This window comes from Crossiella sp. NPDC003009 (assembly GCF_053591555.1).
On record NZ_JBSFUA010000002.1, the window covers coordinates 302,018 to 314,447 of the forward strand.

The 12,430-nt window shown below is 70.8% G+C and carries 7 protein-coding genes; 1 reads left to right on the forward strand and 6 read right to left on the reverse strand.

Translation table 11 applies throughout. The features are described 5' to 3' along the window. Nucleotides 1-90: 90 nt before the first annotated feature. The 4 genes from glgB to ACWDY5_RS03420 form a co-directional block, all read right to left on the reverse strand. The gene (gene glgB / locus ACWDY5_RS03405) at nucleotides 91-2,274 is read right to left on the reverse strand and encodes a 1,4-alpha-glucan branching protein GlgB (protein ID WP_449720757.1); all 2,184 of its coding nucleotides are present in this window, start codon (nucleotides 2,272-2,274) and stop codon (nucleotides 91-93) included. Further along, nucleotides 2,271-3,647, reverse strand: a complete 1,377-nt coding sequence (locus tag ACWDY5_RS03410; protein WP_449720758.1) for a maltokinase N-terminal cap-like domain-containing protein — start codon at nucleotides 3,645-3,647, stop codon at nucleotides 2,271-2,273. The genes glgB and ACWDY5_RS03410 overlap by 4 nt, the downstream gene beginning before the upstream one ends. Continuing rightward, entirely contained in the window at nucleotides 3,644-5,440 is a 1,797-nt protein-coding gene (gene treS, locus ACWDY5_RS03415) for a maltose alpha-D-glucosyltransferase (RefSeq protein WP_449720759.1), read from the reverse strand. The genes ACWDY5_RS03410 and treS overlap by 4 nt, the downstream gene beginning before the upstream one ends. A 79-nt stretch (nucleotides 5,441-5,519) precedes the next feature. After that, on the reverse strand, nucleotides 5,520-7,490 hold the full coding sequence (locus tag ACWDY5_RS03420; RefSeq protein WP_449720760.1) for a maltotransferase domain-containing protein: 1,971 nt from the start codon (nucleotides 7,488-7,490) through the stop codon (nucleotides 5,520-5,522). Nucleotides 7,491-7,763: 273 nt separating this feature from the next. On the opposite strand from ACWDY5_RS03420, the gene glgP reads away from it, so the two are divergent. Then, nucleotides 7,764-10,349, forward strand: coding sequence for an alpha-glucan family phosphorylase (gene glgP / locus ACWDY5_RS03425; RefSeq protein WP_449720761.1), 2,586 nt, complete (start codon nucleotides 7,764-7,766; stop codon nucleotides 10,347-10,349). 210 nt (nucleotides 10,350-10,559) lie between these two features. Here glgP and ACWDY5_RS03430 read toward each other — a convergent pair whose 3' ends face one another. Both ACWDY5_RS03430 and ACWDY5_RS03435 read right to left on the reverse strand, forming a co-directional pair. Next, nucleotides 10,560-11,066: a TspO/MBR family protein gene (locus ACWDY5_RS03430; protein ID WP_449720762.1), complete on the reverse strand. Its 507-nt coding sequence runs from the start codon at nucleotides 11,064-11,066 to the stop codon at nucleotides 10,560-10,562. Between the two features lie 42 nt (nucleotides 11,067-11,108). Beyond that, the gene (locus tag ACWDY5_RS03435; RefSeq protein ID WP_449720763.1) at nucleotides 11,109-12,254 is read right to left on the reverse strand and encodes a hypothetical protein; all 1,146 of its coding nucleotides are present in this window, start codon (nucleotides 12,252-12,254) and stop codon (nucleotides 11,109-11,111) included. Nucleotides 12,255-12,430: the final 176 nt, after the last annotated feature.

Below are 12,430 nucleotides of genomic sequence, written 5' to 3' on the forward strand. Positions count from 1 at the left end.
GAGCCGAGGCGGGTGGCCTTGGGGTGCGGCGGCGGGTGGGGTGGGTGATTGGGGGGTTGGTGGTGTGGTGCCCCCCCCGATCACCTCGGGTTAGGCGCCTTCGTAGGCGAGCCAGATGACGCCGTTGGGGGGGAGTTGGAGTTTGGCGGAGGCTGGGCGGCCGTGGTGGGGGTGGAGGGTGGCTTGGACTCCGCCCAGGTTTCCTACGCCGGAGCCGCCATAGATTTCGGCGTCTGTGTTGAGGACTTCTCGCCAGTGGCCGGCCAGGGGGAGGCCGATTCGGTAGTCGTGGTGGGGGTTGCCCGCGAAGTTGGTGATGCAGGCGACGGGGTTGCCGGTGTGGGTGTCGTAGCGGAGGAAGCTCAGGACGTTGCCCGCCGAGTCGTTGGCATCGATCCAGGCGAAGCCTTCGGGGCTGGTGTCCTGGGTGTGCAGGGGCGGGTGGGCGCGGTAGGTGTGGTTGAGGTCCGCGACCAGGCGCTGCAGGCCCGCGTGCAGGGGGTCTTCCAGGAGGTGCCAGTCCAGGGAACGCGACTCCGACCACTCCGCGATCTGGCCGAACTCGCCGCCCATGAACAGCAGCTGCTTGCCCGGGTGGGCCCACATGAAGGCGAGCAGGGTGCGCAGGCCGGCGGCCTTGTTCCAGTTGTCGCCGGGCATGCGGGTCCACAGGGAGCCCTTGCCGTGCACTACCTCGTCGTGGGACAGGGGGAGCACGAAGTTCTCGCTCCAGGCGTAGACCAGGGCGAAGGTGACCTCGTTGTGGTGGTAGGACCTGTGCACCGGGTCGTGCTGGAGGTAGCGCAGGGTGTCGTGCATCCAGCCCATGTTCCACTTGAAGCCGAAGCCCAGGCCGCCGAGGTGGGTGGGGCGAGTGACGCCCGGCCACGAGGTGGACTCCTCGGCGATCATGAGGATGCCGGGGTGTCGCTTGTAGACGGTGGCGTTGAGCTCTTGCAGGAACTGCACCGCGTCCAGGTTCTCCCGGCCGCCGTGGGCGTTGGGCAGCCACTGGCCCTCTTCGCGCGAGTAGTCCAGGTACAGCATCGAGGCGACCGCGTCCACGCGCAGGCCGTCGATGTGGAACTCCTCGATCCAGTACAGCGCGTTGGCCACCAGGAAGTTGCGGACCTCGGTGCGGCCGAAGTCGAAGACCAGCGTGCCCCAGTCGGGGTGTTCGCCGCGGCGCGGGTCGGCGTGCTCGTACAGCGGCTCGCCGTCGAAGCGGGCCAGGGCCCAGGCGTCCTTCGGGAAGTGGGCGGGGACCCAGTCGACGATGACGCCGATGCCGCGGGAGTGCAGGTGGTCGACGAAGTAGCGGAAGTCGTCCGGGGAGCCGAAGCGGGAGGTCGGCGCGTAGTAGCTGGTGACCTGGTAGCCCCAGGAACCGCCGAAGGGGTGCTCGGCCACCGGCATCAGCTCGACATGGGTGAAGCCGGTCTGCTCCAGGTAGTCGCCCAGCTCCTTGGCCAGCTCGCGGTAGTCCAGGCCCGGCTTCCAGGAACCCAGGTGCACCTCGTACACGCTGATCGCGCTGCGGCTCCAGTCGGTGGCCTCACGCTTGACCAGCCACTCCGCGTCCACCCACTCGTGCCGGTCGACCGTGACCACGGAGGCCGTGGCCGGCGGCACCTCGGCGGCGAAGGCCAGCGGGTCGGCCTTCTCGTGCCAGGAGCCGTCGCGGCCCAGCAGCTTGAACTTGTACTTGGTGCCGGGCTGCACGCCCGGCACGAAGACCTCCCACACGCCGCTGGAGCCCAGCGAGCGCATCGGGGTGGCCAGGCCGCTCCAGCCGTCGAAGTCGCCGCAGACCCGGACGCCGCGGGCATTGGGCGCCCACACCGCGAACGAGGTGCCGGTGACCAGGCCGTTGGGGGTCTCGTACCGGCGGTAGTGCGCGCCCAGGGCGTCCCACAGCCGCTCGTGCCTGCCCTCGCCGATCAGGTGCAGGTCGAGCTCGCCGAGGGTGGGCAGCCAGCGGTACGGGTCGTCCACCGTCTCGCTGTGGTCGCCGTAGGTGACCTCCAGCCGGTAGTCGCCGGGCGGGTGCGGCACCTGGCCGGAGAACAGGCCGTTGTCACCGACCGGCGTCAGCGGGTACCGGCCGCCGTCCTGGAGCACCGCGACGGCGCTGGCGTGCGGTTTCAGCGCGCGCACCACCGTCCCGTCCTCGTGCGGGTGCGCGCCCAGCACCGAGTGCGGGTCGTGGTGCGAGCCGGTCAGCAGCCGCCGCACCTCGTCCGGGGGCGGGGCACAGACGTCCAGGCTGGTCACGACGGTTCCTCTCCTGAGGTGATCCTGGCGATGGAGGACAGCGGGATGGGCAGCCACTCCGGCCGGTTGGCGTGCTCGTAGGCCACCTCGTAGACGGCCTTGTCCAACTCGAGCGCGCGCAACAGCTCGGCGTGCTCCCTCGGATCGCCCGCGACCTCGGCGTAGCCCGCGCAGAACGCGGTCCGGTTGCGCTGCGCCCACTCCAGCGCGCGCACGGTCAGCTGGTGGTCGTCGGCGTGCCCGACCAGCCGCTGGTGCGCGGCGTAGTCGAAGGACCGCAGCATGCCCGCGACATCGCGCAGCGGCGAGCGCAGCTTGGCGCGCTCGGCCGCGGGGGCGGCGGGCTCGCCCTCGAAGTCGATCAGCACCCAGCCGGTGACCGTGCGCAGGCACTGGCCAAGGTGCAGGTCACCGTGCACGTGCTGGACCTCGACCGGCTGGTCGGCGTCCAGCGCCGCGTCGAAGGCCTTGCGCAGCGCCTCGGCGTGCTCGGCCAGCTCCGGCACGGACTCCAGCATGGTGTCCAGTCTGCGGTGCATCGCCGCGACCAGCGCGGTGAGCTCCTCGGCCGTGGCCAGCCTGCTCTCCGCCGCGCGGCGCAGGTCCGCGTGCACCTCGGCCACCGCGTGGCCCAGTCGCTGGGCCTCGCCGGCGAAGTCGCCGCCGACCTCGTCGGCGTGTAAATCCGCCTCGGCCATCAGGTCCCGCACGCTCGCGGTGGCCATCGCCCAACCGTCCGCCGCACCCTCCACAAAGGACTGCAACAGGCCGAGCGTGCCGTCGGGTGCGCTGATCGAGCCCAGCGGCGGCGCGATGTGCTCGCAGCCGACCGAGGCCAGCGCCCGGTGCAGGGTCAGGTCCCGGTTCTCGCCGGGCACCAGCTTGCGGAACAGCTTGAGGATGTACTGGCTGCCGTAGACCAGCGAGGTGTTGCTCTGCTCCGCGCCCACCGGCCGGCCGCGCAGGCCGGTGCTCAGCTCCACCCCCGGCTCCGGGGTGAACCGCAGGTCCTCGACCTCGCGGTTGGCCGCGATCAGCGTGAGCAGCTCACCGGCCAGCTCCGGGTCCTGGCTGGCGTCGTAGCAGTGCCAGCCGTCCCAGTCGCAGACCCGGTGCGGCAGCAGCCAGTCCGGCAGTTCGGGCCGCGCGCCCAGCAGCAGCTGGTAGCGCTCCGGCGCCAGGCCCTGGTCGACCTCCACGATGGCCAGCACCAGTGTGGGGTCGTCGGCCAGCAGCGGGGTGAGCCGTTGCGCGCGCACCCCGAGCACCGGCCGGTCCTTGCCGGCGAACCACCGCTGCCCCGGTAGCCAGTCGGGCAGCGCGCCGGTCAGGGCTTCGGGGAGGACGGTGAGGTCGAGCCGGGCTGAGGTCAACGGGCGTCACCACTTTCTGCCGTGGCGGCGATCTGGAACCAGTAGAAACCGTGCCCCGGCAGGGTGAGCAGGTACGGCAGCTCACCGATCGCCGGGAAGTGCACACCGCCGGTCAGCTCGATCGGGGTGCAGCCCGCGTACGCGGACAGGTCCAGCTCCACCGGCTGCGGGAACCGGGAGAGGTTGTTCACGCAGATGACCACGTCCTCCGGCTCAGTCTCCTCTTCCGGGGTCCAGCGCCGCAGGTAGGCCAGCACACTCGGGTTGGAGGAGCCCAGCTCGGTGAAGGTGCCCAGCCCGAAGGCCGGGTGCTCCTTGCGCACCTCGATCATCCGCCGGGTCCAGTGCAGCAGCGAGGAGGTGTTGTTCAGCTGCGCCTCGACGTTGACCGCCTGGTAGCCGTACACCGGGTCGTTGATCACCGGCAGGTTGACCCGGTTCGGGTCGCACTTGGAGAACCCGGCGTTGCGGTCGGGCGTCCACTGCATCGGCGTGCGCACGCCGTCGCGGTCGCCGAGCCAGATGTTGTCGCCCATGCCGATCTCGTCGCCGTAGTACAGCACCGGCGAGCCCGGCAGGGACAGCAGCAGCGCGGTGAACAGCTCCTGCTGGTTGCGGTCGTTCTCCAGCAGCGGGGCCAGCCGTCGCCGGATGCCGATGTTCGCCTTCATCCGAGGATCCTTGGCGTACTCGGCGTACATGTAGTCGCGTTCCTCGTCGGTGACCATCTCCAGGGTCAGCTCGTCGTGGTTGCGCAGGAAGATGCCCCACTGGCAGCCCGACGGGATCGCGGGGGTCTGGGCCAGGATCTCCGAGATGGGGAAACGGCTTTCCCTGCGCACCGCCATGAAGATCCGCGGCATCAGCGGGAAGTGGAAGGCCATGTGGCACTCGTCGCCGCCCAGCTCGGTGTCGCCGAAGTACGGCACCACGTCGGCTGGCCACTGGTTCGCCTCGGCCAGCAGCACCCGGCCCGGGTACTCGTCGTCGACCACCTTGCGGCAGCGCTGCAGGAACGCGTGCGTCTTGGGCAGGTTCTCGCAGTTGGTGCCCTCCTCCTCGAACAGGTAGGGCACCGCGTCCAGCCGGAAACCGTCGATGCCGAGGTCCAGCCAGAACCGCAGCACGTCCAGCATGGCCTCCTGCACCGCGGGGTTCTCGTAGTTGAGGTCCGGCTGGTGGGAGAAGAACCGGTGCCAGTAGAACTGCCCGCGCACCGGGTCGTAGGTCCAGTTCGAGGTCTCGGTGTCGACGAAGATGATCCGCGCGTCGGCGTAGCGGGAGTCGTCGTCGCTCCAGACGTAGAAGTCGCCGTAGGGCCCGTCCGGGTCGCTGCGGGACTGCTGGAACCACGGGTGCGCGTCCGAGGTGTGGTTGAGCACCAGGTCGGTGATCACCCGGATGCCTCGCCGGTGCGCCTCGTCGAGCAGGTAGACGAAGTCGTCCACGTCGCCGAACTCCGGCAGCACCGCGCGGTAGTCGCTGATGTCGTACCCGCCGTCGCGTAGTGGCGAGGCGTAGAACGGCGGCAGCCACAGGCAGTCCACCCCGAGCCAGCGCAGGTAGTCCAGCCTGCTGGCCAGCCCACGCAGGTCCCCCGAACCGTCCCCGTTGGAGTCGGAGAAGGCCCGCACCAGCGCCTCGTAGAACACCGCGCGCTGGAACCAGCCGGGCTCACGCGGGGCCAGCCGGGCATGCCGGAAGTCCTCCGCCTGGGGCTCGACCAGATGGCCGTCCGCGGTCAGCGTCTCACCGGTGTGCGGGACACCCGCCAGGCCGGGCACTACGGTCATGGACGCCTCCACGCGGGTTTGGGTGGGCTTGGGCAATGACGACCAGCCTTCGTCAACTACGTGATCAACAGGTTTCGGCTCAGTAGCGTTGGATCGTCACGACATGGGCGACCGCGTGGTGCGGCTCCAGGCGGATGAAGTTCCCCTGGCCCCAGTCCCAGATGTCCCCGGTGACCTCATCGCGCGCGACAAAACGCTCTCCCCAGTCCATACCCAAAGCGGGCAGGTCCAACCACAGCGTGCCCTGCTGGCCGTTGTCCGGGTCGAGGTTGACCACGACCACCACGGTGTCCCCGGAAGCCGGGTCCTGCTTGGAGTAGGCGATCAGCGCGTCGTTGTCCACGTGGTGGAAGTGCAGCGTGCGCAGCTGGTGCAGGGCCGGGTGCGCGCGGCGGATGCCGTTGAGGCGGCGCAGCCACGGCTCCAGCGAGCGGCCCTCGGCCAGCGCGGCGGCGAAGTCGCGCGGGCGCAGCTCGTACTTCTCCGAGTCCAGGTACTCCTCGCTGCCCTCGCGCACCGCGGTGCCCTCGTAGAGCTCGTAACCGGAGTACACACCCCAGCTCGGGGACAGGGTCGCGGCCAGCGCGGCCCTGATGGCGAACATCGCCGGGCCGCCGTGCTGCAGCGACTCGTGCAGGATGTCCGGGGTGTTGACGAACAGGTTCGGCGTGGCCTCATCGGCGTGCTCGACCAGGCCGACCCCGAAGTCGATCAGCTCCTGCTTGGCGGTGCGCCAGGTGAAGTAGGTGTAGTACTGGGTGAAGCCGCGGCGGGCCAGGCCGTACATCCGGGCCGGGCGGGTGAACGCCTCGGACAGGAACAGCACGTCCGGGTGGGACTGCTTGACCTGCCAGATCAGCCAGTGCCAGAAGTCCGGCGGCTTGGTGTGCGGGTTGTCCACCCGGAAGATCCGCACCCCGTGCTCGACCCAGTGCAGCATCACCCGCAGCACCTCGGCGTAGATGCCCTGCGGGTCGTTGTCGAAGTTGACCGGGTAGATGTCCTGGTACTTCTTCGGCGGGTTCTCCGCGTAGGCGATGGTGCCGTCCGGGCGCACGGTGAACCACTCCGGGTGCTCCTTGGCCCACGGGTGGTCTGGCGCGCACTGCAGCGCCAGGTCCAGCGCGATCTCCATGCCCAGCTCGCCTGCCCGGTGCACGAAGCCCTTGAAGTCCTCCAGGGTGCCCAGGTCCGGGTGGATGGCGTCGTGGCCGCCCTCCTCCGCGCCGATGGCCCACGGCGAGCCGGGGTCCTCCGGCACGGAGACCAGGCTGTTGTTCGGGCCCTTGCGGTTGACCCGGCCGATCGGGTGAATCGGCGGCAGGTAGACCACGTCGAAGCCCATGCCCGCGACCCGGTCCAGCGCCGCGGTGGCGGTGGTGAAGGTGCCGTGCACCGGCTTGCCGAACTCGTCCCAGCCGCCGGTGGATCGCGGGAACAGCTCGTACCAGGAGCTGTACCTGGCGCGCTGCCGGTCCACCCACAGCTGCTGCCACTTGCCCTTGGTCAGCAGCTCGCGCACCGGGAACTCGTGCATGATCCGGCTCACCGGCTCCGACAGCGCGGCCGCGATCCGCTCCGGCAGCTGCCGGGCGGTGTCCCGCAGGCCGAGCGCGGCCGACATCAGCTGGGCCCGGTCGTTACGCCGATCGGGTCGTTTGGCCACCCGTTCGAGCAGCCGGGCGCCGATCTCCAGGTCGTTGTCCAGCTCGGCCGCGGCCTGACCAGCGCCGACCTTGACCTCCACCGCGTGCCGCCAGGTGGCCCAGGGGTCGCTCCAGGCGTCGATCCGGAAGGTCCACATGCCGGGACGGTCGGGCGTGATCACCGCCGCCCAGCGGTCCAGGCCGACGCCCTCGGGCACCATCCGGGTCTGCCGGGCCACCCGGTCGCCAGGGCCCTTCCACACCACGGTCGCGGCGATCGCGTCGTGGCCTTCCCGCCAGACCGTGGCCTGCACCGGAACATGTTCGCCGGCAACGGTTTTGGCGGGGAATCGTCCGCAGTCGATCAGGGGGGAGACCTCGTCGATACCGAGCCGACCAGTCACCGGCGCCGCCCTTCGTCACGCTGGGGATTTGGGTAGTTGCAGTCTGCCTGACTCGATCCAGCTCACGTTCACCGGGCCTGGTGGCTGAATCACACGTATTGGTTAGCCAGTTGTGCGCTGGCGCACACTCATCATGAGTGGGATCCCCCGAGCGGTCCAGTCGGCAAACCCGGGCCTTGTGGACAGATTTCAGCCTGTGGATGGTGCAATTGTTTGCAGGCTGCGCTGGGAATGTTGCCATCGGTGCGGGGGTGCGGGATATGGTCCGCGTCCGTGAGAGCTCTGCGTCGCTTCACCGTCCGCGCCAGTCTGCCCGAGCCGATCGCCGCACTGGGGCGACTGGCGACCAACCTCCGCTGGGCCTGGCACCCACCGACCCAGGACCTGTTCGCCGCGGTCGACGAGACCATCTGGCAGGAGACCGGCGGCGACCCCATCCGGCTGCTCGCCCAGGTGCCGGTCGAACGACTCCAGCGGCTGGCCACCGACGAGAGCTTCCTCACCCGCACCAGGGCCATCGACGACGACCTGCAGCGCTACCTCGGCCAGCCGCGCTGGTACCAGCGGCGGCAGGAGGAGATCGAGGGCGCCCAGGGCCTCGGCGAGCAGGGCCTGCCCAGCTCCGTCGCCTACTTCTCGATGGAGTTCGGCGTCACCGAGGCGCTGCCCAACTACTCCGGCGGCCTCGGCGTGCTGGCCGGCGACCACCTCAAGGCCGCCTCCGACCTGGGCGTGCCGCTGATCGGCGTCGGGCTGCTCTACCGCTCCGGCTACTTCCGCCAGTCGCTGTCCCTGGACGGCTGGCAGGTCGAGCACTACCCGGTGCTGGACCCGCGCGGCCTGCCGCTGGAGCCGCTCACCGAGCCCTCCGGCGCGCCGATCCTGGTGCACGTGGCCATGCCGGCCGGCCGGGTGCTGCGCGCCCGGATCTGGAAGGCGCAGGTCGGCCGGGTGCCGCTGCTGCTGCTGGACTCCGACGTCGAGGACAACGACGACGACCTGCGCGGGGTCACCGACCGGCTCTACGGCGGCGACCAGAACCACCGCATCCGGCAGGAGATCCTGGCCGGGATCGGCGGGGTGCGCGCGGTGCGGGTCTTCTGCGAGCTGACCGGGCACCCGCAGCCCGAGGTCTTCCACACCAACGAGGGCCATGCAGGCTTCCTGGGCCTGGAACGCATCCGCGAGCTGGTCACCAGCGAGAATCTGGACTTCGACCAGGCGCTGTCCACCGTGCGCGCGGGCACCGTGTTCACCACGCACACCCCGGTGCCGGCCGGTATCGACCGCTTCCCGGTCGACCTGGTGCAGCACTACTTCGGCGCGCCCGGCAACGAGTCGGCCGGGCTGCTGCCCGGCATCCCGTCCGAGCGGGTGCTCGCGCTGGGCGCCGAGCAGAACCCCGGCATGTTCAACATGGCGCACATGGGCCTGCGGCTGGGCCAGCGCGCCAACGGCGTCTCCCAGCTGCACGGCAAGGTCAGCCGGGAGATGTTCAGCGGCCTGTGGCCGGGCTTCGACGTCAGTGAGGTGCCGATCGGCTCGGTCACCAACGGCGTGCACGGCCCGACCTGGGCGGCCACCGAGATCAGCAAGCTGCTCGGTGAGTCCGAAGTGGACAGTGGCGTCGGCCTGCGCGGCTTCGAGCCGGTCACCGACGCGCTGCTGTGGGAGCTGCGCTGCACGCTGCGCTCCCGCCTGGTGGAGGAGATCCGCCGCCGGGTCAAGGCGTCCTGGCTGCAGCGCGGGGCCTCGGCGCTGGAGCTGGGCTGGACCGACTCGGTGTTCGACCCCGAGGTGCTCACCGTCGGCTTCGCCCGCCGGGTGCCCACCTACAAGCGGCTCACCCTGATGCTGCGCGACGCCGACCGGCTGCGCGAGCTGCTGCTGCACCCGGAACGCCCGGTGCAGCTGGTGGTCGCGGGCAAGTCGCACCCGGCCGACGACGGCGGCAAGGCGCTGATCCAGCAGATCGTGCGCTTCGCCGACGACGCGGGTGTGCGCCACCGGATCGTGTTCCTGCCCGACTACGACATGTCCATGGCCCGGTACCTGTACTGGGGCTGCGACGTGTGGCTGAACAACCCGCTGCGCCCGCTGGAGGCTTGCGGCACCTCCGGCATGAAGTCCGCGCTCAACGGCGGCCTCAACCTGTCCATCAGGGACGGCTGGTGGGACGAGTTCCACGACGGCAGCAACGGCTGGGCCATCCCCACCGCGGACGGCATCAGCGACCCCAACCGCCGCGACGACCTGGAGGCCACCGCGCTCTACGAGCTGCTCGGCAACCAGGTGGCCCCGCTGTTCTACGACCGCGGCGAGGACGGCGTGCCCGCGCAGTGGATGGCCATGGTGCGGCACACGCTGGCCTCGCTCGGCCCGAACGTGCAGGCCTCCCGGATGGTCAAGGAGTACGTGGAGAACTACTACGCGCCGGCCGGCCGTTCCGCGCACGCGGTGCGGGACAACGGTTTCGCCGGGGCCAGGGAGCTGACCGACTACCGGCACCGGATGCAGGCCGCGTGGAGCAGGGTGAAGGTGCTCGACACCGAGTTCGCCAGCAACGGCAGCTCGGCCACCCCGGTGCTCGGCGCGACCGTGCCGGTGACCGCCAGGGTCGAGCTGGCCGGGCTGGAACCGGCCGAGGTCGAGGTGCAGGCCGTGGTCGGCCGGGTGGACGACGCGGACGAGCTGCGCGACGTGGTGACCGTGCCGATGCGCTACGACGGCGACGGGCGGTACTTCGCCGAGGTAGAGCTGCCGTACGCGGGCTCGGCCGGGTACACGGTGCGGGTGCTGCCGCGACACCCGCTGCTGGCTTCGGCGGCCGAGCTGGGCCGGGTGGTCCTGGCGGGCTGAGGGCTCACGGGTTGGGGCGCAAGAGCCCAAGAACGGCTCGCGGAAGAGGCGTGGCGCGCCAGCGACACGCCGGGCTCTTGACCAGGCGGTGGGGTTGATTTTTCGCGTCGCCTTGTCGTGTGCCCGACGCATCCGAAGCTTGCTTCGCGTGCGGCGGGTACACGACGAGGCGACTGAAGAGCGAAAAATCCCGCGCGCGGAGCGCGCCAATCAGACACTGAGCAGGGCGACACCCAGGTTGAGTGCTGTGGCGTACAACAGCCACGCGAAGTACGGCACGAGCAACCAGGTGGCCGCCCTGCTCACTTTTGCCGCGCTGCACAGGGTCACCCAGACCATCACGTCCAAGATCACGATCAGGGCCAGCGCCGGCCAGAGCCACTTCATGGCGAAGAAGACCGGGGTCCAGGCCAGGTTGAACATCAGCTGGGTCCACCACTGCCACAGGCCGCGGCTGACCTCCAGCGGGTGGGTGTCCCGGTGTTGCCAGAGCTGCCAGGCGGCCAGGGCGATCAGGCCGTACATCAGCGTCCAGATCGGCGGGAACAGCCAGTTCGGCGGGGTGAAGAAGGGCTTGGGCGCGGCGTTGTACCAGGCCGCGACGCCCGCCCTTGCGGAGATTCCGGCCACGCCCGCGACCACGTAGCTGGCCAGCAGGAAGCCGATCAGGACGACCACGCTGCGCGGTCCGGAGGTCCAGGAGGCGCGGAGCGGCATGGCCCACAGCAGACCGCATCCGGCGGGAGGCGGCAAGCCGGGTCAGGACACGCTGAGCCGCGCCCGGGTGCCCGCCACCCTCGGCCACCACGGCGCGAGGGTCTCGGCCTCGTCCAGGGCCAGCCGGGCGGCCCGGTTGTCGCCGGTGGCCATCAGGGCCCTGGCCAGGGTGGCCAGGTCGTCGGCGCGGCTGAGGGTGGCGCCGCTGTTGCGGGCGCCGGAGCGGGCCAGGGTGGCCGCGCGGTCGGCGTTGCCGGCCAGCAGCTCCAGCAGGGCCTTGGTGCCGGTGAGCTTGAAGCCCGGGTAGCCGAGCTGTTCGGCGTCGTCCACGGCCTGGCGGGCGGTGGGCAGGCCGGTAGCCGCGTCCAGCTGGCCGACCTCCACCGCGTTCGCGGTCAGCGCGGCCAGTGAGGCCAGCGCGAAGGCCAGGTCCCGTGGTTCCTGGGCTGGGTCGGAAACCAGGCCGATGGTCAGCGCGAGCGCCTCGGCGTAGCGGCCGCGGGCCTCCAGCAGCGCGATCCGGGTCGCGGTGGTGGTGCGCCGCCCCGGGTGCTCCCTGGACAGTTCGGCGGTCAGCGCCTCCGCGGTCTCCAGGTCGCCGCCGTTGACCGCGTCGATGGCCTCGTTGACCAGCGGCGCGGACTGCCATTCCGCGACCCGGTGCCTGGGCAGCTTCGGCAGCTGGAACAGCAGCCAGCCGGTGGAGGTGGTGCCCGCGTCACGGCGCGGCAGCAGGCAGTGCGCGCCGGTGGCCAGCGCGCCGATGAGCAACCCGCGCCCGAACGGCGTGTCAAGCACGGTGGTCATGGCCAGCACGGCCGTGCCGCCGCCGATCGCGGAGGCCACGCCGGCCAGCCACATCCGGCACCGCGCGGGCGCCGCGCCGGGTCCGACCGAGACGCCGAGCATGATCGGAAGCAGCCGCACCGACACGGTCCGCCGCGGCGTGCGCAGCTCGTAGACCCTGGCGCCCAGCCCCACCACCACGTCGTGCACCCGCACCCGCAGCGCCAGCGCGCCGAGCAGCAGGCCCAGCTGCAGCGCCATGAGTTCGGCCAGCATGCCGGCCACCGCGCCGAGCAACCCGGCGACCGCCGGATCGAGGGCACGCTCCACGGCCACCACGGCGATGGCTGCGGAGGCGGTGAACATCCGTCCGGGTCGGATCGGGCGAGTCAGGGAGCCCATGCTTTCGAGACGGTACGCGGTACGCGGGGGTTCCGTCGGGCGTCAGGACGTATGCGAGGGTGGCAAGGTCCGCCCGATCGGGCAGTGGCGGTCCTTGCCGGTGCGCGTGGGCGTGCTAACGCCGTCCCGCACCCACCTGCCCTTTCGGGCGGCCGGACGGCCGGCGGGCGCATGCC